Annotated in this window: 21 protein-coding genes and 1 riboswitch; of the genes, 9 read left to right on the forward strand and 12 right to left on the reverse strand. The window is 63.4% G+C overall.

What is annotated here, in order from left to right:
• Positions 1 to 4 precede the first annotated feature (4 nt).
• The gene (gene fba, locus NKJ08_RS07835) at positions 5 to 1,069 is read right to left on the reverse strand and encodes a class II fructose-bisphosphate aldolase (protein WP_352776484.1); all 1,065 of its coding nucleotides are present in this window, start codon (positions 1,067 to 1,069) and stop codon (positions 5 to 7) included.
• A 262-nt stretch (positions 1,070 to 1,331) separates the two neighbouring features.
• Between fba and NKJ08_RS07840 the strand changes: the two genes are divergently transcribed.
• The 3 genes from NKJ08_RS07840 to derI are packed head-to-tail and all read left to right on the forward strand — an operon-like array spanning position 1,332 to position 3,334.
• Positions 1,332 to 2,096 carry a DeoR/GlpR family DNA-binding transcription regulator gene (locus NKJ08_RS07840; RefSeq protein ID WP_352781599.1) on the forward strand — a complete coding sequence of 255 codons (765 nt, stop codon included), beginning with the start codon at positions 1,332 to 1,334 and terminating at the stop codon, positions 2,094 to 2,096.
• Positions 2,097 to 2,106: 10 nt separating this feature from the next.
• A complete protein-coding gene (locus NKJ08_RS07845) occupies positions 2,107 to 2,865 on the forward strand; it encodes a triose-phosphate isomerase (protein WP_352781600.1) in 759 nt (252 codons plus the stop codon).
• 25 nt (positions 2,866 to 2,890) lie between these two features.
• A complete protein-coding gene (gene derI / locus NKJ08_RS07850) occupies positions 2,891 to 3,334 on the forward strand; it encodes a D-erythrulose-4-phosphate isomerase (protein WP_352529461.1) in 444 nt (147 codons plus the stop codon).
• Here the strand turns inward: derI and dhaL are convergent.
• From dhaL to mtnK, 9 genes are all read right to left on the reverse strand, one after another.
• A complete protein-coding gene (gene dhaL / locus NKJ08_RS07855) occupies positions 3,331 to 3,969 on the reverse strand; it encodes a dihydroxyacetone kinase subunit DhaL (protein WP_352781601.1) in 639 nt (212 codons plus the stop codon). The two genes, derI and dhaL, sit on opposite strands and share 4 nt — an antisense overlap.
• A 9-nt stretch (positions 3,970 to 3,978) precedes the next feature.
• Positions 3,979 to 4,986, reverse strand: coding sequence for a dihydroxyacetone kinase subunit DhaK (locus NKJ08_RS07860; protein ID WP_352781602.1), 1,008 nt, complete (start codon positions 4,984 to 4,986; stop codon positions 3,979 to 3,981).
• Positions 4,987 to 5,055: 69 nt separating this feature from the next.
• Positions 5,056 to 5,529, reverse strand: a complete 474-nt coding sequence (locus NKJ08_RS07865) for a 6,7-dimethyl-8-ribityllumazine synthase (RefSeq protein ID WP_352781603.1) — start codon at positions 5,527 to 5,529, stop codon at positions 5,056 to 5,058.
• 76 nt (positions 5,530 to 5,605) lie between these two features.
• Positions 5,606 to 5,754: riboswitch (FMN riboswitch) on the reverse strand.
• A gap of 127 nt (positions 5,755 to 5,881) precedes the next feature.
• Positions 5,882 to 8,170: a molybdopterin cofactor-binding domain-containing protein gene (locus NKJ08_RS07870; RefSeq protein WP_352781604.1), complete on the reverse strand. Its 2,289-nt coding sequence runs from the start codon at positions 8,168 to 8,170 to the stop codon at positions 5,882 to 5,884.
• Positions 8,171 to 8,179: 9 nt separating this feature from the next.
• Entirely contained in the window at positions 8,180 to 9,166 is a 987-nt protein-coding gene (locus tag NKJ08_RS07875) for an FAD binding domain-containing protein (protein ID WP_352529467.1), read from the reverse strand.
• Positions 9,167 to 9,169: 3 nt separating this feature from the next.
• Positions 9,170 to 9,829 (reverse strand): 2Fe-2S iron-sulfur cluster-binding protein, encoded by a 660-nt coding sequence (locus tag NKJ08_RS07880; protein ID WP_352529469.1) that lies wholly within the window; start codon positions 9,827 to 9,829, stop codon positions 9,170 to 9,172.
• 178 nt (positions 9,830 to 10,007) lie between these two features.
• A complete protein-coding gene (locus NKJ08_RS07885; protein ID WP_352781605.1) occupies positions 10,008 to 10,928 on the reverse strand; it encodes a helix-turn-helix domain-containing protein in 921 nt (306 codons plus the stop codon).
• A 106-nt stretch (positions 10,929 to 11,034) separates the two neighbouring features.
• Entirely contained in the window at positions 11,035 to 12,129 is a 1,095-nt protein-coding gene (gene mtnA / locus NKJ08_RS07890) for an S-methyl-5-thioribose-1-phosphate isomerase (protein WP_352781606.1), read from the reverse strand.
• Entirely contained in the window at positions 12,126 to 13,397 is a 1,272-nt protein-coding gene (mtnK, locus tag NKJ08_RS07895; protein ID WP_352781607.1) for an S-methyl-5-thioribose kinase, read from the reverse strand. The genes mtnA and mtnK overlap by 4 nt, the downstream gene beginning before the upstream one ends.
• A gap of 135 nt (positions 13,398 to 13,532) precedes the next feature.
• Here mtnK and NKJ08_RS07900 point away from each other — a divergent pair, with 135 nt between their 5' ends.
• The 3 genes from NKJ08_RS07900 (at position 13,533) to NKJ08_RS07910 (ending at position 17,239) form a co-directional block, all read left to right on the forward strand.
• A complete protein-coding gene (locus NKJ08_RS07900) occupies positions 13,533 to 15,059 on the forward strand; it encodes a sugar ABC transporter ATP-binding protein (RefSeq protein WP_352529475.1) in 1,527 nt (508 codons plus the stop codon).
• Positions 15,060 to 15,141: 82 nt separating this feature from the next.
• Positions 15,142 to 16,137, forward strand: coding sequence for an ABC transporter permease (locus NKJ08_RS07905; protein ID WP_352529477.1), 996 nt, complete (start codon positions 15,142 to 15,144; stop codon positions 16,135 to 16,137).
• Positions 16,138 to 16,183: 46 nt separating this feature from the next.
• Positions 16,184 to 17,239 (forward strand): substrate-binding domain-containing protein, encoded by a 1,056-nt coding sequence (locus tag NKJ08_RS07910; protein WP_352529479.1) that lies wholly within the window; start codon positions 16,184 to 16,186, stop codon positions 17,237 to 17,239.
• A gap of 65 nt (positions 17,240 to 17,304) precedes the next feature.
• On the opposite strand, the gene NKJ08_RS07915 is transcribed toward NKJ08_RS07910, so the two are convergent.
• Together NKJ08_RS07915 and NKJ08_RS07920 are read right to left on the reverse strand one after the other, a co-directional pair.
• Positions 17,305 to 19,359: a bifunctional aldolase/short-chain dehydrogenase gene (locus tag NKJ08_RS07915; RefSeq protein ID WP_352529481.1), complete on the reverse strand. Its 2,055-nt coding sequence runs from the start codon at positions 19,357 to 19,359 to the stop codon at positions 17,305 to 17,307.
• Between the two features lie 85 nt (positions 19,360 to 19,444).
• Positions 19,445 to 20,410, reverse strand: a complete 966-nt coding sequence (locus NKJ08_RS07920) for a sugar-binding transcriptional regulator (RefSeq protein WP_352529483.1) — start codon at positions 20,408 to 20,410, stop codon at positions 19,445 to 19,447.
• A gap of 186 nt (positions 20,411 to 20,596) precedes the next feature.
• On the opposite strand from NKJ08_RS07920, the gene NKJ08_RS07925 reads away from it, so the two are divergent.
• From NKJ08_RS07925 to NKJ08_RS07935, 3 genes are all read left to right on the forward strand, one after another.
• Entirely contained in the window at positions 20,597 to 22,237 is a 1,641-nt protein-coding gene (locus tag NKJ08_RS07925; protein ID WP_352781608.1) for an acyl-CoA synthetase, read from the forward strand.
• Positions 22,238 to 22,527: 290 nt separating this feature from the next.
• On the forward strand, positions 22,528 to 23,136 hold the full coding sequence (locus NKJ08_RS07930) for a TetR/AcrR family transcriptional regulator (RefSeq protein ID WP_352781609.1): 609 nt from the start codon (positions 22,528 to 22,530) through the stop codon (positions 23,134 to 23,136).
• A gap of 63 nt (positions 23,137 to 23,199) precedes the next feature.
• Positions 23,200 to 24,351, forward strand: coding sequence for an efflux RND transporter periplasmic adaptor subunit (locus NKJ08_RS07935; protein WP_352781610.1), 1,152 nt, complete (start codon positions 23,200 to 23,202; stop codon positions 24,349 to 24,351).
• Positions 24,352 to 24,514: the final 163 nt, after the last annotated feature.

The following is a 24,514-nucleotide window of genomic DNA, read 5'->3' on the forward strand; positions in this document are numbered from 1 at the left end:
TACGTCAGCCGAATTTCGGGTCGAGGCTGCCGGACTTGTAGCGCTTGGCCATTTCCGACAGCGGCAGCGGTTTGATCTTCGGCGCGTTGCCGGCGGTGCCGAACTGCTCGAAACGCTCCTTACAGAGCTTCCTCATGGCGGCCATCGCCGGCGTCAGATATTTGCGCGGGTCGAATTCCGAGGGGTTCTCGGTCAGCACCTTGCGGATCGCGCCGGTCAGCGCCATACGGTTGTCGGTGTCGATATTGATCTTGCGCACGCCATGCTTGATGCCACGCTGGATCTCCTCGACCGGCACCCCCCATGTCGGCTTCATCTGGCCGCCATATTTGTTGATGATCTCCTGTAGCTCCTCCGGCACCGAGGACGAGCCGTGCATGACGAGATGCATGTTCGGCAGGCGGCGGTGGATTTCCTCGATGACGTTCATGGCGAGCACCGCGCCATCCGGCTTGCGGCTGAACTTGTAGGCGCCGTGGCTGGTGCCCATGGCGACGGCCAGAGCATCGACATGGGTGTCGCGCACGAACTGTTCGGCCTGCACCGGGTCGGTCAGCAGCTGGTCGTGGCTGATGACGCCCTCGACGCCATGACCGTCCTCTTGTTCGCCGCCGCCCATCTCCAACGACCCAAGAACGCCGATCTCGCCTTCCACCGACACGCCGCCCCAATGCGCCATGTCGACGACGCGGCGGGTGATGCCGGAATTGTAGGCGTAGTCGGCCGGCGTCTTGCCGTCTTCCTTCAGCGATCCGTCCATCATCACCGAGGTGAACCCGTACTGGATCGCGGTGACGCAGGTGGCTTCGTTGTTGCCATGGTCGAGATGCATGCAGACCGGGATATCGGGATGGATTTCGACCAGCGCGTCGATCAGCTTGGCCAGCACGACGTCGTTGGCGTAGGTCCGCGCGCCGCGGCTCGCCTGCAGGATGACCGGCGATTTGGTCTCCTCGGCCGCCTCCATGATGGCGAGCCCCTGTTCCATATTGTTCATGTTGAAGGCAGGCACGCCATAACCGTATTCGGCGGCATGATCGAGCAATTGTCTCAGTGTGATGCGAGCCACTCAGTAGTCTCCCGTATCCGGTTTCGAGCCAGTGTTTGCGGGCTGTTCGGCTGTTGTCGAGCCCGCTAATGCTTCTGGCCGGATTTCCGCTGCACCGCAACCGCTGGACGCTCGGCCGGCAGCAATTCTTGTTACAGCACGCGACCAGAAGCGTCATGATATCCCATAGAGACATAACATTATCACAAAAAATTTGGTGGCTATGCGACGTTTCCTGTTATATCTTGGAACGTGCGTTGGGGTTGCACGAGAAGCCGCGGAAATGAAGAGCGACGGCCGCCGGCAAGGCATCATGGATTTTCTGATGGACACCGGCACCGCCAGTGTCGACGATCTTGCCTCGCGCTTCGGCGTGTCGAAGATGACGGTCCACCGTGACCTCGACGAGCTCGAGGAAAGCGGTTTCCTGCGCAAGGTACGCGGCGGCGCCTCGATCCAGCCGAGCAGCCTTTTCGAGAGCGATTTCCGCTACCGCCAGAGACTGGCTGGCGACGAGAAACAGCGCATCGCCGCCGCCGCCGTGACGATGATCGAACCGGGCCAGACGGTGATCATCGACGACGGCTCGACCGCGGGCGGCGTTGCGCGGCACCTTGCCGATCTGCGTCCGCTGACGGTGATCTCGAACAATCTGGCCGTCATCCAGGATTTGGCGGGCGTTGCCGGCATCAACCTGATTGCACTCGGCGGCCAATACAGCAAGAAGTTTCACGGCTTCTTCGGCCTGCTCGCTGAAGACACGCTGAAATCATTGCGCGCCGATGTCGCTTTCCTGTCGTCATCGGCCATTCACGGCGCTTCCGCATTTCATCAGGATCAGGAAGTGGTCCAGACCAAACGGCTGATGATGGCCGCTGCGGCGCGCAAATATCTGCTGGTCGATCACGGCAAGTTCGGCCGCACCGCCTTGCATTTCCTGACCGATCTCAAGGCCTTCGACACCGTCTTTACTGGCCGCGAGCCGCAGCCGCAGATGCGCGCGGCGCTGGATGGCGCCGGCGTATCGCTGACAGTGGTCGCAGAGTAGGAGAGTAGGCATGGTTTACTGGGTCGGCACCAGCTGGAAAATGAACAAGACGCTCGCCGAGGCGATGGCTTTCACCAAGGCATTGGCGGAGTTCGTCCCCGGTTTCGACGAGCGCATCCAGCCCTTCGTCGTCCCGCCATTCACGGCGGTCCGCGAGGTCAAGAAGGCGCTGTCGCAGACACGCATCAAGGTCGGCTCCCAGAACATGCACTGGGCCGACGCCGGCGCCTGGACCGGCGAGATCTCGCCGGTAATGCTGAAGGACTGTGGCCTCGACATGGTCGAGCTCGGCCACAGCGAACGGCGCGAGCATTTCGGCGAGACCGACAGGGCTGTCGGGCTGAAGACCGCGGCGGCGGTGAAGCACGGCATGGTGCCGCTGATCTGCGTCGGCGAGACCCTGGCGCAACGCGACAGCGGCCAGGCCGATGCGGCGCTGGCCTTGCAGGTGCACGGCGCGCTGCAATTTCTCGAAGGCGCGGCGAAGGCGGCGACGATCCTGTTTGCCTATGAGCCGGTCTGGGCGATCGGGGACCAGGGCGTTCCGGCAAGCTCGGACTATGCCGGCAGACAGCAGGCGCTGATCAAGAAAATCGCCCGCGACCTGCTGCCGGTGGTGCCGCCGGTGCTCTATGGCGGCAGCGTCAATCCCCAAAATGCCGCCGAATTGGTCGGCCAGCCCAATATCGACGGCTTGTTCATCGGCCGTTCCGCCTGGCAGGCGGAAGGTTATATCGACATCCTCAAACGCGCCTCAGCGGCGATCTGAACATCGAACAGGAAAGGAACCGAACATGAAAATAGCCATTGGAGCCGACAGCGCTGGCAAGCCGCTGCTCGACGTCATTGCCGCTCACCTCGCCACCAAGCCCGGCCTCACGGTCAGCGATCTCAGCCAGGCGGGCTACTATGCCGACCTGTCGCAGAAGCTCGCCCAGACCATAATCGACGGCGAGAACGATCGCGGCATCCTGTTTTGCGGCACCGGCATCGGCGTATCCATATCCGCCAACAAGGTCCCCGGCATTCGCGCCGCACTGACCCACGACACTTATTCGGCGGAGCGCGCTGCAAAATCCAACAACGCCCAGATCATCACCATGGGCGCCCGCGTCATCGGCCCGGAACTGGCCAAGTCGATCGTCGACGCCTGGCTCGCATCGGAGTTCGACGAGAAGGGACCGTCGGCCGGCAATGTCCAGGCCATCGACAGGCTCGACGCGGCAAAGCTGAGCTAAACCAGACTTTTCCGCATAGCGCCGATCACAGTCACGGCCGATGCAGCGCCGGGATCCATATGCCGGAGCGACCGCTCGCCGAGGCGCGAGGAGCGGCCCTTGGTGGCTATCATGTCCTTGGTCGCCTCGGCGCCCCGTTCGGCCGCGGCAAGTGCCGCTTCCAGGCTCTCGGACAGGCTCTTGCCGGCTTCCTGCGCGACAACCGCTGCCTGCGCCGCCGGCAGCCAGGCGTCGACCATGGTCTTTTCGCCGAGCTCGGCCTTGCCGCGATCCTGGATGCCTTGTGCCATCGCCCGGAGCATGACGATGACGTCAGCCTCCTCCAGAATTGCCCTACCTTTGACGGCAGCGGCACCGCGTATAAAGGCCGTCGCATAGAGCGGGCCTGACGAGGCGCCGACGGCGTTGAGGAAGGACTTCGCCGCGGTGTTGAGCAACGTTGTAGGCTCGGTCGTCGCGAGGTCGAGCGAGGCCAGCGCATCGCGCACAGCACCGAAGCCGAGCGCCATGGCGATGCCGTGATCGGCGTCGCCGATGACGCCGTCGAGCCGGCAGAGCCTGTCCTTGTCGGCGTCGATCGCCGCGGCGATCGCATCGAACATTCTTTTCAATTTGGCCGTATCGGTGGATGTCATGATGCTCTCTCAGCCGGCGCGGAACATGGCGCAGTCACAGGGATGGTCGAGCATCGCCTGCAATTCACCATCGAGATGCATCAGCGTCACCGAAGCGCCGGCCATTTCGAGTGAGGTGCAATAATTGCCGACCCAGGTCGCATGGACGGAAATACCGACGTCATCCAGCCTCTGCTTGACGCGTCGGTACATGATGTAGAGCTCCATCAGCGGCGTTGAGCCGAGCGAATTGACCAGAACGGCGACCTTATCGCCGCGCGCCGGCGCCATCTCGTCGAGGACCTTGTCCAGCATTTCGTCGGTGATCTCGTCGGCCGTTTTCAACTTTCCACGCGCGGTGCCGGGCTCGCCGTGGATGCCCATGCCGATCTCCATCTCGTCCGGGCCGATCTCGAAATTCGGCTGCCGGGTCTGCGGTAGCGAGCAGGGCGACAGCGCCACGCCCATGGTGAAGGTGTGGTCGTTGGTCTTTCGGGCGATGCGTTCGCACTCGTCGAAGGAGAACATCCGGTCACAGGCCGCACCGGCGGCCTTGAAGATGAAGAAATTGCCGGCAACGCCGCGTCGCTTCTGCCTCTGGTCGCGTGGCGCCGAGGCGACGTCGTCGGTGGTTAGCACTGTGCGCACGTCGATGTCGTCCATTGCCGCCATTTCGGCGGCCATGTCGAAATTCATCACGTCGCCGGCATAGTTGCCGTACATGAACAGCACGCCAGCACCGCCGCTGGCCGCCTTGGCGCATTCGAGGATCGGATCCGGCGGCGGCGAGGCGAAGACATTGCCGATCGCGGCGGCGTCGGCCCGCCCCCTGCCGACGAAGCCGAGGAAGGTCGGGTCGTGTCCCGAGCCGCCGCCGATGACGAGACCCACCTTGCCGGGGCGCGGTCCGTCGCGGGCGATGATGGAGCGGGGGCTTCCGTCCGCGCTTCTGAGGTGGCGGGGATGCGCGGCCAGAATGCCCTCCAGCATCTCGTCGACAGTGCGGTTGCCGTCATTGATGATCTTCTTGGTCTGCACCGGCATCCTCCCTGGTTTTCGTGAGATACTACAGCGCCTTACCGGGATTTCCATCCGGCGGTGGAGATTTCACGCCGCTATATGTTCGCGTGCCGCCAACAGTTGCACGCAGGCTCTGGCCGCCTCTTTGCCCTTGATCTTGAAGTGCTCGAAGAAGAAATGGTGATGATCCGCGCCGTCATGGTAGTTGTGCGGCGTGAGCACCGCCGAAAGCACCGGTACGCCGGTGGACAGTTGCACGTTCATCATGCCGTCGATGACCGCGCTCGCCACGAATTCATGCCGGTAGATGCCGCCGTTGACGACAAATGCCGCGCCGAGGATCGCTGCATAGCGACCGGTCTCGGCAAGCGTCTTTGCATGCAGGGGAATCTCATAGGCGCCCGGCACATCGAAGACATCGACGGCAAAGCGTTTCTCCCCGGGAACCGCCAGCTCCGCCCCGAACGCTTCAACGCATTGGTCAACGATATCGGCGTGCCAGCGCGCGCGAATGACGGCAACGCGGATCGTCTCATAGTCTTTCTGGGAATGCTGATTCATGGGTCCATCCTTCCGTTTCGAACCAGAATCAGGACGCACGATACGAGAATCCGAACCGCGAAAGCGGACCGTTTTCGTTCGTTCTCTTCCATCCGGACTGTGACCGTCGGCTCCGGAATCGCACCGGATCTGCTGACCCCTCCGGCTAACCGGAAAGCGCTCGCGGGCTTTAGGCCGAGACCCTTAACCGCCGGTGGGGACTTTCACCCCGCCCTGAGAACATTGACCGCGTTTGTATGGAAGGGCCGGATAGCGCTGTCAACCACCGACGTCGTTCCGGATGGCACAGGAATAGCGATCCGTTCCGACCTGATCACCCTTGAGGGCAAGGAAGGAGCGGGCAACTCCAGCGTCAAATGGCGATCACGGGCAAGGCAGGCAGCACCTTGTCCAAGGTGATTGGAAATTCACGCACTCGCACGCCGGTCGCGTTGTAAATGGCGTTGGCGACAGCAGCCCCCGCACCGCAGACGCCGAGCTCGCCGAGACCCTTCGCGCCAAGTGGATTGGCCTTGTCGTCATGCTCCTCGAGGAAGACGACCTCCATGTCGGGGACGTCGCCATTGACCGGTACATGATACTCGGCAAGATCGTGATTGACGAAATGGCCGTAGCGCGGGTCGAGCACCGTCTGCTCCATCAGCGCCGCCCCGATCCCCCACGTCATGCCGCCGATGATTTGCGAGCGCGCGGTCTTGGCGTTGAGGATACGGCCCGCGCCCATCACAGCCAGCATCCGGCGCATGCGGATCTCACCGGTATCGCAATCGACAGCGACCTCGACGAAATGCGCTCCGTAGGAATGCTGCGAATAAGTCTTGTATGACTCGGTGGTGGCGCCCGCAGCCACGGAACCTTCGGCCTCGAACCCGTCGGGAGCGATCCTTCGGATGAGATCGGCCAGGCTTGCCGACCGCTGGCCGGCCCTGACCTCGCTGTCGGCAAAGCTTGCCTCGGTGGCGTTCACGCCACGTAACGGCGAGGCTTCGCTCGACCGCGCCGTCTCCAGGATCCGTTCCTTAAGGGCGTTGCAGGCGTTATGCAGTGCCGAACCCGCGCTCGCCGCGCCCCAGGAACCGCCGGAGCCGGCGGTACGCGGGAAACGGCTGTCGCCGAGTTCCACCTTGACGGACGAGATCGGCACGCCGAGGCTCTCCGCGGCGATCTGGGTCAGGATCGTATAAGTGCCGGTCCCAATATCGGTCATGTCGAGCCGCGCCGTCACCCGACCGCCCCGGTCGATCGCAACCCGCGCCGTCGCCGCGCCGATATAGTTCGGACGGATCGCCGCCGCCATGCCGTAGCCGATGAGCTTCCGGCCCTCTCGGGTTCGGGCCGGTGTCGGGTTTCTCCGCTCCCAACCGAAACGGCGGGCGCCTTCCTCCATGCAGGCGACAAGATTGCGGGTGGAGAACGGCACTCCGCGCTCGGGATCCTGTGCCGGTTCGTTGCGGATCCTGAGTTCGATCGGGTCCAGGCCGAGCCGCTCTGCGAGCTCATCCATGGCGCATTCGAACGCCAGCATGCCAGGCGCTTCGCCGGGCGAGCGCATCCATTCGCCGCGGTTGATATCCAGCGGAACCAGGCGATGACGGGTGACACGGTTCGGCGCCGCATAGAGCGAGCGGGCAAAAACTGCCGTTTGCTCGCAGTACTCCTCGAAGCTGGACGTTGCGGACCAGACATCGTGCGCGATCCCGGTGAGCCGCCCGCCGGTGTCCGCGCCGAGACGTACCTGTTGCATCATCTCTGCGCGATGACCGGCATTGGCGAACATCTGTTGCCGCGTCAGCGCGATCTTCACGGGCCGCTGCAGGATCTGCGCTGCAAGCGCGGCCAGGATCGTATCGGCATGGGCAATCAGCTTGGAGCCGAAGCCTCCGCCGATGAAGGGGCTCACGATGCGCACGCGCTCGGGCGAGATGCGAAGCGTGCTGGCGACCCCCGCCCGGAAGTTCGCGAGAGTCTGCGCCGATGTACGGATCGTCAGTTCGTTGCCTGACCAGGCGGCGAGCGTCGCATGCGGCTCCATCGGATTGTGATGTTCGAAGGGCGTCCGGTAAGTGGCATCGATCTTGACCGGAGCCGCCGCAAAGACGCTCTCGAAGTCGCCGACCACGCTGTCGGTCTCGAAGCCGGCATTGGTCCGCTTTGGTGCGTAGGCGTCGGCCACATGCGCCGGCAAATCGTAGAGGCCCGGCTCCTCGTCGTAGCGTATTCTAATGAGGCCCGCCGCAGCGCGTGCCGCCTCGAACGTCTCCGCAACGACCAGCGCGACGGGCTCGTCGTAATACCGCACCCGCTCGCTGTTGAGCGCGGGGCGGGCGCGTGTGAAGACCTCAGGCACCGTGGGCGTGACCGCTGGGCCGAAATCCGGCTGGGCCGGCGCATTCCGGTGCGTCATGACGAGCAGCACTGCCGGCGCCCGTTCGGCTTCGGCCGTATCGATCTCTGCGATGCGCCCTTTGGCGACGGTGGCGCCGAGAATATAGCCATAGGCTGTACCCTCCAGCGCATTCTCGTAAGCGTAGGTAGCATCGCCGGTCACCTTGAGCGGACCATCGATGCGGTCGATTGGGCGCCCGATTAAGCCATTGCGCGTTTCGGAAGCATGGTTCTCGCTGGTCTTCGTCTCTGTCATGGTGTCACCTCACGCACTCTCGACGGCAGCAGCGAGCGTGTGCCGCATCGTCCGTTTCGCCAGCGGGATCTTGAAATCATTGCCGCCATGCCCGACGGCTCCGGCGAGCGCGGCTTCGGCGGCGTCGGTAAAGGCGCCGTCGGACGCCGCCGCTCCTGCGAGCGCGCGCTCCGCCTCCGTCGCGCGCCATGGCTTCGCTGCCACGCCGCCCATGGCGATCCGAGCGCTTCGGATGCGATCGCCGCTTTTCTCGACGATTGCTGCCACCGACACCAGCGCGAAGGCGTAGGAAGCACGGTCGCGCACTTTTCGGTAAACCTGCCGGCCGGGTGGCGGGGGCGGCAGGGACACCGCGGTGATCATCTCGCCGTGGCCGAGCACGGTCTCGACATGTGGCATCGCCTCGGGCAATCGATGGAAATCGCCGATCGGGATCGTGCGGGTCTCGCCGCCGGGCGAGATGGTCTCGATCCTGGCGTCGAGCCCGGACATGGCGACCGCCATATCGGAGGGATGCACAGCGATGCAGGTTTCGCTCGCGCCGAGTACGGCATGCATGCGATTGAAGCCATGAAGCGCCGCGCAGCCCGAACCCGGCTGGCGCTTGTTGCAAGGCATGTTGCGGTCGTAAAAGTAGGGGCAGCGCGTGCGCTGCAAGAGATTGCCGCTGGTCGAGGCCTTGTTGCGTATCTGGCCGGACGCTCCCGCCAGCAGCGCTTGCGTGAGCATCGGGTAGCGTGACCTCACCCGCGGATCGGCGGCGAGATCGCTGTTGCGGACCTGGGCGCCGACCCGAAGCCCGCCTTCCACTGTCTCCTCGATCCGATCAAGCGGCAGCCGGCTGATATCGACGAGATGCGCTGGGCGCTCGATCTCGAGCTTCATCAGGTCGAGTAGGTTGGTGCCGCCGCTGATGAACTTGGCGTCCGGCCGGGCCGCAACCGCGGCGGCTGCCTGCTCGGCACTTGCCGCACGTTCATAAGTGAAGGATTGCATTGCTCACGCCTCCTCCGCCGCGTCGCGGATTGCAGCGACAATGTTCGGATAAGCGGCACAACGGCAGATGTTGCCGCTCATCCGCTCGCGGATCTCGGCGTCGGTGAGAGCGACGGAAGCCGCTGCCACGTTGGCACTCGCATGGCTCGGCCAGCCAGCCCTGGCCTCACCCAGCATACCGACCGCGGAGCAGATCTGGCCCGGCGTGCAATAGCCGCACTGGAAACCATCGCGGGCGACGAAGGCGGCCTGGACCGGATGCAGCCGATCACCCTCCGCAAGGCCCTCGACCGTGGTGATCTCGTCGCCTTCATGCATTGCGGCAAGCGTCAGGCAAGAATTGATCCGGCGCCCATCGACGAGCACCGTGCATGCGCCGCACTGACCGTGGTCGCAGCCTTTCTTCGAGCCGGTGAGGCCGAGATGGTTGCGCAGGGCGTCGAGCAGCGTCGTCCGCGGGTCGAGTTCGACGGCAAGATCCTTCGCGTTGATCCGCAGGGACATCGGCATCGTCGGTACCGGCGTGGGCGATGCGGCTGCCGTGACGGTGTCGGCAGGCTCGGCGTCAACCCGTATACCGGTAGCCAGGAGCACGCCGGTCGCCACGCCGCCCTCCAACACCGTTCGACGCGTCGGCCCGCTCCTGTTGTCTGTTTTGGCCATGCGTGATCTCCCAGTCGCAATGACAAGAACGCAAAACGGCAACTTGACCCGATAGCGAACCCTCGGGTTCTGTCACTCATCGACACTGGAGGTGGGTGTGTGTGCGGCGGCTTTCTTTCAAGAAACCGGCGGCAATGTCAGAATTCCGGAGAAGAATTCACCCGATAGGCCCGAGGCGTCATGCCCTGAGACGCCGGAAGGTCGTGGTAAAGTGGCTCTGGCTTGAAAAGCCGAGGCGAAAGGCAATGGTACCGATCGACAAACCCGTTTCGCGCAGCAGCATCTCCGCTCGCCGCACGCGTTCCTCGATCACATAGGCATAGGGTGCAAGGCCGGTCGTCGCTTTGAAGCGGCGCGCAAAACTGTCGACGGCCATGTCCGCGACGGCTGCCAGCTCGCTTAGCGAAATGTCGGAATTCATATGTGCATCGATGTACTCCCGGACTCGACCAAGCACCCGACGGCTGAGACAGCCGTGACGTAGAGACGGGCGTTGCTCCCGGTTCAGGGTGGCCACGCGGAGGCTGACGAGGGCGACCAGATGCTCGACATAGGCGGTGTCCGGCTTGTGACCGAGTGCCATCTCGTCGCGAAGCGAACTCAAGAGGGTGGCGACGACTGCGTCTTTCTTGTTTACCAGGATCGGCAGGTCTCTCAGGCGTTCGCATTCAGGAAGCCCGATATCGGGATCGATCCACAAGGCTGAGTAGGAGAGGTTTACATCGCGATAGAAGCCCTGCCGCTCCGCGCCTGCGGGGACGAAGGTGAGGGCTCCGGGACGGTCCATTCCGTCGTACAGGGATCTTGCCTCGTGCCGGATCGATGTATGGGACGTTCCGCCTTCTTCGGTCAGCACGATCAGATGATGAGGGGCTGTCCAGCGGAGTTCCGCCTCCCGGCACGCCCACCGCCGATTGTCGAAAACGATCGAGGAGCCGACCCATGACGCGGTTTGCTGGGGCTCCGACTTCTCCTCCTGGCTCCGAACCCGTCCGTCACCAAGCAACGGTCTGAATGACATCGCGGTATCCCGCCGGTTCACTCGCGGAGCCGTGGCCAGCCCCGGCTTGAGCGTTGTGCGCTGCCCCGCCCTACGCATACGGCTCTCCATGTGGGACAGGCAACGTGCGTTTTTAACCGCGCCGTGTTCAAGAAGTCGTGAGATCAGGTAAACCCAGCGCGCCTCCTGACACGTCGAAAGCGGCCTATCCGCGCTCGGGAAACATCGCCTTCAGGCCTTCGCGCGAGGCCGTGGCGACGCCGCGTTCGGTGATCAAGCCGGTGACCAGCCGCGCCGGCGTCACGTCGACGGCCGGGGTGGCCGCCGGCGTCGCTTCGGGCGACACGCGGACCTGGGCGATCTCGCCGGAAGCGGTCTTGCCCCAGACCAGCGAGACCTCGTCGGGCGAGCGCTGTTCGATCGGGATTTCCGCTAGGCCGTCGCCCACCGTCCAGTCGATCGTCGGCGACGGCAGCGCGACGTAGAACGGCACGTCGTTGTCGGCGGCGGCAAGCGCCTTGAGATAGGTGCCGATCTTGTTGCAGACATCGCCGTCGGCGGTGGTCCTGTCGGTGCCGACGATGACCATGTCGACCTGACCGCGCTGCATCAGATGGCCGCCGGCATTGTCGACGATCAGCGTATGCGGCACGCCGTGGCCGGCCATCTCCCATGCGGTCAATTGGGCACCCTGGTTGCGGGGTCGCGTTTCGTCGACATAGACGTGGACTGGTATGCCGGCTTCCGTCGCCAGATAGATCGGCGCGGTGGCGGTGCCGTAGTCGACGGTGGCCAGCCAGCCGGCGTTGCAGTGGGTCAGGATATTGACCGGCTCGCCCGGCTGCTTGCGCGCCGCGATCGCCTTGATGATTTCGAGCCCATTGGCGCCGATGGCGCGGTTGAGGCCGACATCCTCGTCGGCGATCTCGCCGGCACGCCGATATGCGGCCGCGGCACGTTCTGCCAGGGGAAGCGCCAGCAGGAAGCGCTGCATTTCGTTCAGCGCCCAGCGCAAATTGATCGCGGTCGGGCGCGTTTCGTGCAGGGTTGCCCAGACGGCGTCGAGCGCCGCATCCGAGGGGTCGTCGGCCATCTGCATGGCGACCCCATAGGCGGCGGTGACGCCGATCAGCGGCGCCCCACGCACCCACATGTCGCGGATTGCCGTGGCGATCCCGGCAACGGTATCGATCTTTTCAATACGGAAATCATGCGGCAGCCAGCGCTGGTCGATGATCTCCACCGAACGCCCGTCGTCACTCGGCCAGATGGTGCGGTAGTGGCGCTCGCCGACGTTCAAATTCTGCTCTCCCGTTCGATCAGCGCGGCCAACCGGTTGACCTCGTCGATGCTGTGGATCTGGCGCCGGTTGACGGCGATGTGACGGCCGAATTTCAGCGCCTTTGCCTCACATCTGGCGCGCAGATCCTGATCGGCAATGGTCTCGAAATCGGCATTGTGGGCAAGCCCGAGGATGCGCCGGTGCACCTCGACGCCGGCGAAGCCCAGCAGATCGGTCCAGATAGCATGCAGCATATGGTCGAGCGCCTGCTCGGCGCCGAGCCTGTCGCCCTGATCCTCGAACAGGCTCTTCTGGTAGAGCATGCCGGTGCGCTCGGTTCGCCACAGATGCGAGAACTCGCTGCGGAACACCGACCATGTCTCTGTCGTGACGTCGAGCAGATAGGCGCGCATGGCATCGCGGCTTCCGTCCTGTTCATGGCCGCGCTGCGAGAAGAACGCCATCCAGAAATTGGCGAGCAGCATGCCGACATCGAAGGCGATCGGGCCGTAGAAGGCGAATTCGGGGTCGATCATCCGCGTTTCCGAGTCGGTGACCATGATCGAGCCGGAATGCAGGTCGCCATGCAGCAGCGTCTCGGCATTGGCCGCGAAGATGTGCTTCATGCGCTGCGCCTCGACCTTGAGATCACGGTCGGCGCGCAATTCGGCGACGATGCCATCGAGCTGCGGGCTGGTATGCCGGTTCATTTTGGCATCGAAATACGGATCCGAGAAAACCAGGTTCTCGGTAATGTCGCAGAGCTCGACATTGTCGGAAAACAGCGCCAGATCGGCCTTGCGGTCCTTGGCCGCCATGCTGAGGTCGGAGCCGCGAAACAGCGTGCGGGCCATGAACAGGCCGATGTCTTTCGCGATATTCGGCAGTTGCCGACCCTCGATCAGCGCCCGCCGCAGGATGATGTGCGGCGACAGATACTCCATGATGATCAGCGCCTGGCCTTCGTCGAAGTGATAGATATCAGGCACCGAACCCGGCGCCCGCGCCTGTTGCCGCGTCAGCGCGTGATATTCGAAGAAGGAGCGCTTCAACGGCAGCGGCCAGCTGTCGCCGACCAGCCGGACATAGGGCAGGGCCTGCTTGACGACCGCCGCACCCGTGGCACCCTCGACAATGAACACCAGGTTCAGATTGCCGTCGCCGACTTCACGAACCTTCCATTGGCTCGTATCCTTGCCGATCTGCGAACACAGGGCTTCGTTGGCGCCGAGACGGGCCGCCAGGGTCGAGACCGACAGTGCTTCGAACGGCGATTTCCCAGTCATCCTCACCTCCCGCTTGTGTGCTCCGATGATAGCGGAGTCATCGCGGCCGGGCCAAGCTAGGAAGCCCTTTGGCAATTGTCAATCGTGTTGACAATTGCCGATACAGCCCATAGCGTCACCGTCAGGGAGGAACGAATGGGCAATGATGCCGTGTTCCGTGTCGACGGCCTGAGGAAATCCTTCGGCCATATCGAGGTGCTTGGCGGCGTCTCGCTCGAATTGCATGCCGGCGAAGTGACCGTGCTGATGGGCGCCAACGGCGCCGGCAAATCCACCCTCGTCAAGATCATCAGCGGCGTCTACGACCATGGCGGCGGTTCGATGCGCCTCGCCGATCACGACCTTGCGCCCCGGGACTTCGCCCCGAAGACGCCGGCGGAGGCGATCCGCGCTGGTGTCGTCACCGTCCACCAGAACATCAATGACGGTGTCGTCGCCGACCTCGACGTCGCCACCAATCTCACCCTCGACAGGCTGAGCGGCGGCGGCGTGCCGACGCTGTTCAATCCGGGCCGGGTGCGCCGTGAGGCAAAGGCGGTTGCCGACCGCATGGGGCTGGTCATCGACCTCAAAGCCCGGGTCAGCGATCTCTCGCTGGCCGACCGCCAGATGGTGGCGATCGCCCGCGCCATGGCGCACCAGCCGAAAGTGCTGATCCTCGACGAGCCGACCTCCTCGCTGTCCAGTGCCGAAGCCGACCGGCTGTTCGCGTTGCTCGACAGGCTTCGCCAGCAAGGCGTGGCCATTCTCTACATTTCGCACCGTATGTCTGACATCAGGCGGCTTGCCGATCGCATCATTTCGATGCGCGATGGGGTCATCTCAGGCATCTTCGACAAGAAGCCGCTGGATTATGAAGGTGCGGTCAACGCCATGCTCGGCCGCAAGATCCAGCTCGAGCGGATCGTCGCCAGGAATTCGGCAAAGGCAATTTTTGCCGCCGACGGTCTGCGGATTGCTGAAGGCGCCAGGCCGATCTCGCTGACGCTCGGCGGTGGCGAGGTCGTTGCCATCACCGGCCTCGTCGGCGTCGGCAAGACCGCGCTTGCCGAGACGCTATTCGGTTTGCGCAAGCCGCTGTCCGGGACCATGGTGCTGAACGGGAAACCCTATGCTCCGGGGTCGACCGGCGAAGCGATTGCCGCTGGCGTGTTTCTCGTAGCCAAGGACCGGGGCGAAAACGGCATCGTCGGCGACTTCAATATCCAGGAAAATATCAGTCTGCCGTTCCACAGGCGCATGTCGCGTCTCGGGGTTCTCAAGCGCCGCATCGAACGCGCCACTGCCCGCCAGCAGATCCAGGAACTCGGCATCGTCTGCCGCTCGGAGAAGGACGAGATGGCGTCGCTTTCGGGCGGCAATCAGCAGAAGGTGATGGTCGCCCGCTGGATGTCGCAGGCGGCAAGGCTTTTCATCCTCGACGAGCCGTTTCAGGGCGTCGACATTTCGGCCAGGCGCGATATCGCCGCCAAGCTGCGGGCCAGCGCCAACGGCCGCGCCACGCTGCTATTCGTCACCGAACTCGACGAAGCCCTGGAGACTGCCGATCGCATCCTGGTGATGTCAGAGCAGACGATCGTCGGCGAGCATCGCAACACCGATATCGATCTCGAGCGCCTGCTGGCCGAAGTGGCTGGCGGGCCATTGCACAGCGCGGCCTGAGGGCCGGCAGACGAGACAAATGGAATGGAGAGGGCATGAGTTCAGGTTGGGTGAAGACGGTGCCAGCGTGCGGGAGCGCTGAATGATCCTGCGCGACCGTGCCATCCGCTACGGCTTCATCATCCTTTTGTTCGGGCTGATCGCCTATTTCGCCGTCGCCGCCGATGGCTTCGTCTCGCCGCAAAGCGCCGTCTTCATCTTTCAGTCGGTCGCCATCACCGGCGTGCTGGCGCTCGGCGTCACCGCCACACTGGTCGTCGGCGGCTTCGACCTGTCGATCGGCTCGGTCGCCACCAGCGCCATGATGGCGGCTGCCTATGTCATGGTGGTGCTGGAGCAGAATGCCGTCGTCGCGGTCGTCGTCTGTCTTGTGATCGGCGCCGTCGTCGGCCTCATCAACGGTTGGCTGATCGTCTATATGCGGGTGCCGGACCTTCTGGCGACGCTCGGCATGATGTTCCTGCTTGTCGGCCTGCAACGCATTCCTACCGAAGGCCGTTCGATCGCCACCGGCATGACGATGCCCGATGGCTCGGTCGCCAACGGCAGTTTCGGCGCCGCCTTTCTGGCGCTTGGCCGCCATCGCTTCGATTTTTTCATCCCGAACCTCATTCCGGTGTCGGTCGTCGTCCTGCTCGTGCTGGCGGTGCTGATCTGGTTCTTTCTCGAATACACGCGTTTCGGGCGCATGATGTATGCGGTCGGCAGCAACGAACGCGCTGCCGAACTCGCTGGCGCGCCTGTCAAGGCATACAAAATCTGGGCCTACGTTATATCAGGAGTTTTTGCCTCGATCGGCGGCATTTTGCTCGCCGCCCGGCTTGGACGCGGCGACATCGCCTCGGGTAATAATCTGCTGCTCGACGCAGTGGCTGCGGCACTCATCGGTTACGCGGTTCTCGGCGCCGCCAAGCCGAACGCCTTCGGCACGGCCGTCGGCGCGGTGTTTGTCGGTGTGCTGCTGCAGGGCCTGACGATGATGAACGCGCCTTACTACACGCAGGATTTCGTCAAGGGCGTGGTTCTCGTGGTCGCCCTTGTCTTCACCTTCGCCCTTTCCGGCAGGGGCAGGAGATAGGTTTCGACCGGGTCACATTTTGGGTTCAACAAGTGGAGGAAACGACGTGAACATCACAAGAAGACTTTTGGGGAAGGCAGCGCTCGGGTTTGCCGGCGCAACATTGCTGATGCAGTTGCCGGCGATGGCGCAGGACAGGCCGGCCCCGTTCGACAAGCCGGGTGCCGTCAAGATCGCACTGGTCCGCTATCTCTCGACCGGCGACTTCTTCCAGGCTTATCTGTCCGGCGTCGAGGCGCAGGCCAAGGCACTCGGCGTCGACCTGCGCGTGCTCGACAGCCGTCAGGACGCAGCCCTTCAGGCTGACATGGTCGACCAAGCCATCGCGCTCGGCGTCCAGGGCATCATCATCCAGCACGGACTGACGGAATCGATGAAGGACGCCGCCCAGCGCGCCGTCGACGCCGGCATCAAGGTCGTCGCCTTCGATGTCAATGTCGAAAACCCCAAAATCCCGCAGATCGAACAGTCCGACCGCGATCTTGCGCGCCTGGCGCTCGAACAGGCGGTCAAGGACAATGGCGAGAGCTGGAAGGCCGGCTATGTTTATGTCGCCGGCATCGCCCCGCTCGACCGCCGCAACGAGACCTGGGTTGAATTCAAAAAGAAGTATGCCGGCATTAACGAAGCCGCCATGTTCGGCACGCTCGACAATCCGATCGCCAATTCGGTCGCCAACCAGGCTCGCTCGGTGTTGTCGGCTCATCCCGACATCAAGGTGATGTTCGCGCCTTATGACGAATTCGCCAAGGGCGTGAAGATCGCCGTCGACGAGGCCGGACTGAACAAGGACGTCAAGATCTATTCGGCCGACATTTCGACCTCGGACATCGCCGCGATGCGCGAGCCCGACAGCGCCTGGGCCGCAACCGCCGCCACCAATCCGGCCGTTGTCGGCCAGGTCTCGGTGCGTGCGCTGGCGCAGCTTTTGGCCGGCGAAGACCCCGGCCACAACGTCATCGTGCCGCCGACGCTAATCACCCAAAAGGACCTCCTCGACAAGGACATCAAGAACATGGAAGACCTCTCGGCCAAGCTGCCGCAATTCGCCCATGCCGATGTCGCGATGCCGGCCTGGATGCCGAACCCGAACGCCAAGTAGTCTTCCACTATCGGCAAAGAAAAGAGCGGCTCGCGGGCCGCTCTTTTTTGTTGGTGAGATTTGGCTTACCTCAACGCCGCGGCAATATTCCCGCCATCCACCGTCGTCACGTCTGCGGTCGTCCGCTCGGCCAGCGCCTGATGCAGGAAGGCCTGGGCGACGTCTTCGGCCGTCACTTCCTGCCCAAGCAGGTTGCCCGACATGTACTCCTTCTCCGATACGCCGCGCGCGCCCGAGCGGCTGGCGATCATGGCGTCGGTCAGCAACCCCGAACGGATGCGGTCGGCGTTGACGGCATTGGAGCGGATGCCATGCGCGCCGTAGTCGAGTGCATATTGCCTGGACAGGAACAGCGTCGCCGCTTTGGGAATGCCGTAAGCGCCGAACTTCGGCCCCGGATTGACCGCCTGCTTCGAGGTGTTGAACAAAAGCACGCCGCCGGTGCCCTGTTCAAGCATGATGCGCACGGCATTCTGCGCCGCCGACTGGTGGGCGAAGAAATTGAGTTCGAAGCTCTTGCGCAAAGTGGCGTCGTCGAGCTCGCCGATCCGGCCCTCCCAGGCAGCACCGGCATTGGAGACGAGAATGTCGAGGCCGCCGAAGACGGCGACCGCGTTGTCGAACGCAGCGCGCATCTGCGCCGGATCGGTGATGTCGGCGCCAATGCCGATCGAATTGTTGCCGGCTTTTTTTGCCGCCTCGGCAGCTCTTGACGCGTCGAGATCGACGACCACCGCATGGGCACCGTTGTCGGCGAACAGCTTTGCGGTGGCGGCGCCGATCGCGCCGGCGCCGCCGGTGACCAGCATAATCTGGCCGGTTAGCGGCTTCGGCTTGTTGGAGGCGAGCTTGGCCTGTTCCAGCGACCAGTATTCGAGCGGGAACAGCTCCTTTTTCGACAATGGCCGGAAATCGCCGATGGCTTCGGCGCCGCGCACCGCCTCGATCCACATTTCACCGACGTCGGAGGCGATCTTCGCGTCCTTGAGCGTGCGGCCGTGGCCGAACATGCCGAGGCCCGGCACCAGCGTCAGCCGCGGCATCTGGTCGAGCATGGTGCGCTTCACATCGTCGAGCGCGTCGTTGGTTTCGAAATAGGCGCGATAGTCCTTGGCGAATTTCTCGACATGCTGGCGGATGACGGATTTGTAGTCGCCGATCTTGTCCGCGTCGGGCGCCGGCAGTGCCATCGGTCCGGTCTTGATGCGGATCGACAGGTCGGGTGTCGAGACGCCGCGTCCGGCCAAGTCGGCAATCCTCGCCGAATTGATGAAATCGACGATCGCGTCCGAGGTGCGGAAATCGCTGATCATGCGGTCGAAGCGGCCTTCGCCGCGCGCCACCGCCACCGCGCCGCGCAGCACGGGCGCAATCTCCGCCGGCTTGGCCAGCCTGGCAGGCAAGGCCGACTTGTCGACAGGCGGCTTGCCGTTCCTGGCAATGTAGTCCTCGGCGACGGTCACATAGTGGATCATGCGGTCGTACGCTTGCTTGGCATCGTCGCCGAAGGTGAAAATGCCGTGCTTGTCGAGGATCAGGCCTTCGACCGTCGGATCGGCGTCGAAGATGTCGGCAGCCGCCTTGGCCAGATCGAAACCCGGCATGATGTAGGGCACGAACCCCATCTTTTCGCCGAACACCTTCCGGCTCAGCGGCTCGCTGTCGTCCTGGTCGACGATGGCCAGGATTGCGGTCGAATGCGTGTGGTCGACGAATTTGTGCGGCAGGAAGGCGTGCAGCAGCGTCTCGACGGACGGATTGGGCGAGGATGGATCGATGAGGTTCGCCCGTTGCAGCGCGACCATGTCCTCGTCGGGGAGTTTTTGCAGCGACCGCGCCTTCAACAGCGCGCCGAGCTTGACCGCCGGCAGGCCTTGCGGCTCGATGACGCCCATGTCCCAGCCGCTGCCCTTGACGCAGAGCACGTCCCATTCGTCGCCGACAAGATCGGTGGCCTTGGTCTTGCACGAGGTGTTGCCGCCCCCATGCAGGACGAGCCGCGGCTCGCCGCCCAGAAGCCTGGTCGTGTAGACGCGCAGCGCCAGGTCTCGGGACACACCCTTCTTTGCATAGTCGGCGACCAGTTTCTCCGCGTCGCCGTCATTCCACAGGTTCTTCATATCAACTTCGTCCGATTTCTCGTTTGTTGTGAACAGGAATGCCGCGACGCCTTGATGACAAAGCGCCGGCGGCTGGAACTGGGTATCAGGCGACCTTTTCTGCTGTTGCTCCAGCGTAGTCGAGCAGCCGCCGTGCCATGCGCGCGCCGACAACGAGATGGGTGCAGAACCCGCCGGCGATCGCCGCGATGAGCGGTTCGAACTTGCTGTCCTCCTGCACCACCACAAGGCGCTTTTCGATCCTGCGCAGCGATGACAGCTCTGCCGAAATCACCCGGCGGTTGTAGCTGCAGTCGAGCGCCTTGCCTTCGGCATCGATGATCTGTCCGGCGATGACGCCGGCCGCACCCGCCTTGCGCAATGCAGCCATTTCGCTTGGCGTCAGCGCGCCGCATTTGACCAAATGGCTGTCGGTATCCACCGAGCCGACCGAGTACAGCGCCAGGCCGCAGTCACCGATGCCCGACAATTGCTCGCGGATCACCGGCTCGGCGCGCAGGCCGCGTGCCAGTTCTTCCGTCGTCAGCACCAGCGGCGCGTATAAATTCAGCCCCTTGGCATTGAGCCGGCGCGCGATTTCCATGGTGCATTGGTCGGGCCGGTACGAATAGGGGGCTCCCAGATTGCCGCAGAGCTGCACCACCGTGACGTCCTGCAGGTCGGCATAGGACATGATGTCGGCGATCGTATAGACGGTCCGTCCCCAGGCGACGCCGATACGGTCGCCCTTCTTGACCAGCTCGAGAAAGACGCTTGCCGCCAGCACAGCAATGTCGGTCGACGGGTCGGCGACATAGCCGTTTTCCGGCGCGATCCAGACGGCGTCGAGCTGCAGCGCGTCTTCCAGCTTGCGCGCCAGGACGTCGTCGGTGAAAAGCTGGGTCGAGGTCGAGATGTTGACGATGCCGGTCTCGCGCGCCTTGCGCAGATACATCGCCACCGAGGCACGGGAAATCTTGAGCTGGCTGGCCACTTGGTCCTGGCGCAGGCCGTGTGCATAGTAAAGCCAGGCGGCCTTGTGGATAAGCTGTTCTGCCGGTCGGATCGCCATGCCATCTCCTCGCTGACATTATTCACGGCTCTCGACAAAAGTCAAATTGAGCGAAGGCATACGATGCTCTTTCGCCGCCGAATCTAGACCATCCTGCGCCAAACGCGGTCTATGATGGCATCGTTGGTGGTGACGGGCCGGAAGGCCGCGGTTAGAAGTTCTGGACGAACACTGGCGGAGGACGGGATGGGCAATCCCTACGAACAGGATCTCGACAGGAATCCGGCCAACCACCAGCCGCTGACGCCGCTGACCTATTTTGAGCGGGCGGCAAAAACCTTTCCCGACCAGACCGCCATCATCCATGGCCGCCAGCGCACAACCTATCACGATTTCTGGAAACGCTCGCTGAGGCTTGCCTCGGCGCTGGCGAAGCGCGGCATCGGCAAGGGCGATACCGTCACCGTCATGCTGTCCAACACACCGCCGATGCTGGAAGCGCATTTCGGCGTACCGATGACCAAGGCCGTGCTGCACTCGCTCAACACCCGCCTCGATGCCGCGGTCATCGCCTTCCAGCTCGACCATGCCGAAGCCAAGGTGCTGTTCGTCGATCGCGAATTCACCGGCGTGGTTCGGCAAGCGCTGGCGCTGGCCAAGGTCAAGCCGCTGGTGATCGACTATGACGATCCCGATTACGCCGCCGACGCGCCCTATCCCAAGGGCGAGCGGATCGGCACGCTCGACTACGAGGCGTTTGTCGCCGACGGCGATGAGGATTTCGCCTGGTCGATGCCGGACGACGAATGGGATGCCATCTCGCTCAACTACACCTCAGGCACGACAGGCAATCCGAAGGGCGTCGTCTGCCACCATCGCGGCGCGGCACTCATGGCCTATGCCAACACCATCCATGCCGGCATGGGCAAGCACCCGGTCTATCTGTGGACGCTGCCGATGTTCCACTGCAACGGCTGGTGCTTTCCCTGGACGCTTGCCGTGCAGGCCGGCACCCATGTCTGCCTGCGCTGGGTGCGGCCAAAGCCGATCTACGATGCCATCGCCGATCACGGCGTCACCCATCTCTGCGGTGCACCCATCGTCATGTCGGTGCTGATCAACGCCAGGGACGAGGACAAGCGGCAGTTCCCGCAGACCGTCACCTTCAACACCGCCGCGGCGCCGCCGCCTGAGGCGGTGCTGTCGGGCATGGCCGATGCGGGCTTTGCCGTCACCCATCTCTACGGCCTGACCGAAACCTATGGCCCGGCCGTCGTCAACGAATGGCACGGCGAGTGGGACCGGCTGGCGAAGGGGCCGAGGGCAGCGAAGAAGGCCAGGCAAGGCGTGCGCTATGCCGCGCTCGAAGGCCTGACCGTGATGGACCCGCAGACCATGCAAGAGACGCCGGCCGACGGCGAGACGATTGGCGAGGTGATGTTCCGCGGCAACATCGTCATGAAGGGCTATTTGAAGAACCGCAAAGCGAGCGACGAGGCCTTTGCCGGTGGCTGGTTCCATTCGGGCGACCTCGGCGTCATGCATCCGGACGGCTACATCCAGCTCAAGGACCGCTCCAAGGACATCATCATCTCCGGCGGCGAGAACATCTCCTCGATCGAAGTCGAGGAGGCGCTCTACAAACATCCTGCCGTCGCCTCCTGTGGCGTTGTCGCCAGATCCGACGACAAATGGGGCGAGGTGCCGGTTGCCTATGTCGAGCTGAAGCCGGGCAAGGCGGCGACCGAGGCCGAGGTCGTCGAGCACTGCCGCGCGCTGCTCGCCCGCTTCAAGGTGCCGAAAGCGGTGATCTTTGCCGAGATCCCGAAGACTTCGACGGGCAAGATCCAGAAGTTCCGGCTGCGAGAAATGGCGAAACAGCCTTAGTGCATGACCCCCAAGTCGGAACCGATTTCGGAAAATCATACGCAAAATCAAACTGCTACCGCGTCCTTTGCGTCAATAAGACGCGGGGCTGTAGACGCGCGCGGGCGGGTTTACCACATGGCTTGGAGGACCTCTCGAGAGCCCGCTTCACAGGCGGACTCACCTAAGACGATGTCAGCATCTGTCATCAATTGAGCCAGCCGGCCAACATCGCGCCTTGACAGGTGACGGTTTTCAATTTACGAGTGACGAAATTCTAAATTCGTCAGTCGTAAATTTTGGCCAATGAGATGCTTGAAACCCTAGACACCACCGCCGACTCCGCCCGCCAGGAAAATGTGACCCGCATCCTGGATTGCGCGGAGCGATTGTTCCGCCACTACGGCTACGGCAAGACCAACGTCGCCGACATAGCGCGCGAACTCGGCATGTCGACCGCCAACATCTATCGCTTCTTCGCCTCCAAGGTCGAAATCCACCAGGCGGTTTGCGGCCGCATGCTCGCCACCTGCTACCGGCTGACCTACGAGGCCTGCCATGGTTCCGGCACCGCCAGCGAGAAGCTCCGCCGCTACGTGCATACGCACTATCAGTGGACGCTGGAAACCATGATCGACCAGGAGAAGGTGCACGAGATGGTCATCGTCGCCATCGAGCGTGACTGGCATGTCATCGAAAAGCACATCGACCACATCCACGAATTGGTCGCTGAAGTGATCCGCGAGGGCATCGCCACCGGCGAGTTCGTCGATCAGGATCCGGTGATCGCGTCCCGGTGTTTCGGTGCTGCTATTATCAGCCTCTGTCATCCGCAGATGATGGCCCAGTGCCTCGCCAAGAAGAACCGGGCGACGCCGGACGAGCTGACCGAGTTTGCAATCAGAGCCTTGAAGAAATGACCGTTGCCGCCCGTGGGGCGGCGATGTCGGCAATTCATCTCCACAGTTCGGGAGTACGAAAAAGTGTCTTTGTCCAAGTCCATCACCAACAGGCGAGCGGCCCCCGGCCTGGCATTGATTGTCGTTGCCGCTCTCGGCCTCGCCGGCTGCTCGCAGGAGAAGGCCGAGGTCAAGGAGATCATCCGGCCGGTCAAGGTGGTCGAGATCGCCAAGGCGAGCGATACCCGTCAGCTTTCCTATTCCGGATCGGTGCGCGCCCGCACCGAGATGAATCTCGGCTTTCGCATCAACGGCAAGATCACCGAGCGCCTTGTCGACATCGGTGACCGCGTCAAGCCGGGCGACGTTCTCGCCCGCATCGATCCCACCGACTACGAGCTTTCGGTGAGAAGCGCTCAGGCCAGCCTCGATGCTGCCGACCGTCAGGTCGAGACAGTCGAGCTTACGCGCAAGCGCGCCGAACAGCTCTACGCAAAGAATTTCGCCCCGAAGTCGCAGCTCGAGCAGGCGACGCTCAGCTACAATCAGGCGGTCGCCACGCGAGACTCCGCCCGCTCGCAGCTTGCCCAGGCACAGAACCAGGTCCGCTATACCGATCTCAAGGCGGACAAGAACGGCATCGTCACTGCCGTTGCCGCCGATGTCGGCCAGGTGGTCGGCTCCGGCACGCCGGTGGTGACCGTTGCCATCGACGGCGAGAAGGAAGTCCTGATCGCTGTTCCGGAAACCGATATCGCCGAATTCAAGCCGGGCAAGACCGTCAAGGCCGGTTTCTGGTCCGACGAGGCGCTGACGCTCGACGGCAAGGTCCGCGAAGTCGCCGGCAGCGCCGATCCGCAGTCGCGCACCTTTGCCGTCCGCGTCAGCCTGCCCAATGATCCGCGCGTGCTGCTTGGCATGACCGCCTCCATCGAAGCTGCGGCGGGCAACCGGCAGCAGCTGGTGTCGATCCCGCTGAGCGCGCTGGCGCAAAAGGACAGCCAATCGATCGTCTGGACCGTCGACCGCAATGGCGGAACGGTCCATGCGCATCCGGTCAAGGTCGCCGCCTTCACGCCCGACGGCGTCAGTGTCGCCGATGGGCTGAAGCCGGGCGACGTCGTGGTGGCCGCCGGCACGCAGTTCATGACCGAGAATCTGAAAGTCAAGCTGACCGGCGATGCAGCGCAGCAGTCGGCATCGGCCGATGACGACGCCGCAAGGCGCTTGCGCTGACGGCCAGGCAGTTCACGGTTTCCGGACGGCAGGCGCCCCCGATTTTCGAGATCTCAGGTCGATGTAACCCCCACGTCGATCCTCGCGTCCCACCGCGATGTAGATCTTTCAACTCGGCAAGGCCTCGCCGTCCGGAAGCCCACATCGGAAGTTCCGTGGGCAT

This window comes from Mesorhizobium sp. M0244 (assembly GCF_040321795.1).
GTDB lineage: Bacteria > Pseudomonadota > Alphaproteobacteria > Rhizobiales > Rhizobiaceae > Mesorhizobium.

Coding starts and splice junctions, on each gene's coding strand:
- NKJ08_RS07840 (WP_352781599.1), top strand. CDS start 1,332: ATGAAGAGCGACGGCCGCCGGCAAGGCATCATGGATTTTCTGATGGAC.
- NKJ08_RS07845 (WP_352781600.1), top strand. CDS start 2,107: ATGGTTTACTGGGTCGGCACCAGCTGGAAAATGAACAAGACGCTCGCC.
- derI (WP_352529461.1), top strand. CDS start 2,891: ATGAAAATAGCCATTGGAGCCGACAGCGCTGGCAAGCCGCTGCTCGAC.
- dhaL (WP_352781601.1), bottom strand. CDS start 3,969: ATGACATCCACCGATACGGCCAAATTGAAAAGAATGTTCGATGCGATC.
- NKJ08_RS07865 (WP_352781603.1), bottom strand. CDS start 5,529: ATGAATCAGCATTCCCAGAAAGACTATGAGACGATCCGCGTTGCCGTC.
- NKJ08_RS07870 (WP_352781604.1), bottom strand. CDS start 8,170: ATGACAGAGACGAAGACCAGCGAGAACCATGCTTCCGAAACGCGCAAT.
- NKJ08_RS07875 (WP_352529467.1), bottom strand. CDS start 9,166: ATGCAATCCTTCACTTATGAACGTGCGGCAAGTGCCGAGCAGGCAGCC.
- NKJ08_RS07880 (WP_352529469.1), bottom strand. CDS start 9,829: ATGGCCAAAACAGACAACAGGAGCGGGCCGACGCGTCGAACGGTGTTG.
- NKJ08_RS07885 (WP_352781605.1), bottom strand. CDS start 10,928: ATGCGTAGGGCGGGGCAGCGCACAACGCTCAAGCCGGGGCTGGCCACG.
- mtnK (WP_352781607.1), bottom strand. CDS start 13,397: ATGACTGGGAAATCGCCGTTCGAAGCACTGTCGGTCTCGACCCTGGCG.
- NKJ08_RS07900 (WP_352529475.1), top strand. CDS start 13,533: ATGGGCAATGATGCCGTGTTCCGTGTCGACGGCCTGAGGAAATCCTTC.
- NKJ08_RS07905 (WP_352529477.1), top strand. CDS start 15,142: ATGATCCTGCGCGACCGTGCCATCCGCTACGGCTTCATCATCCTTTTG.
- NKJ08_RS07915 (WP_352529481.1), bottom strand. CDS start 19,359: ATGAAGAACCTGTGGAATGACGGCGACGCGGAGAAACTGGTCGCCGAC.
- NKJ08_RS07920 (WP_352529483.1), bottom strand. CDS start 20,410: ATGGCGATCCGACCGGCAGAACAGCTTATCCACAAGGCCGCCTGGCTT.
- NKJ08_RS07925 (WP_352781608.1), top strand. CDS start 20,597: ATGGGCAATCCCTACGAACAGGATCTCGACAGGAATCCGGCCAACCAC.
- NKJ08_RS07930 (WP_352781609.1), top strand. CDS start 22,528: ATGCTTGAAACCCTAGACACCACCGCCGACTCCGCCCGCCAGGAAAAT.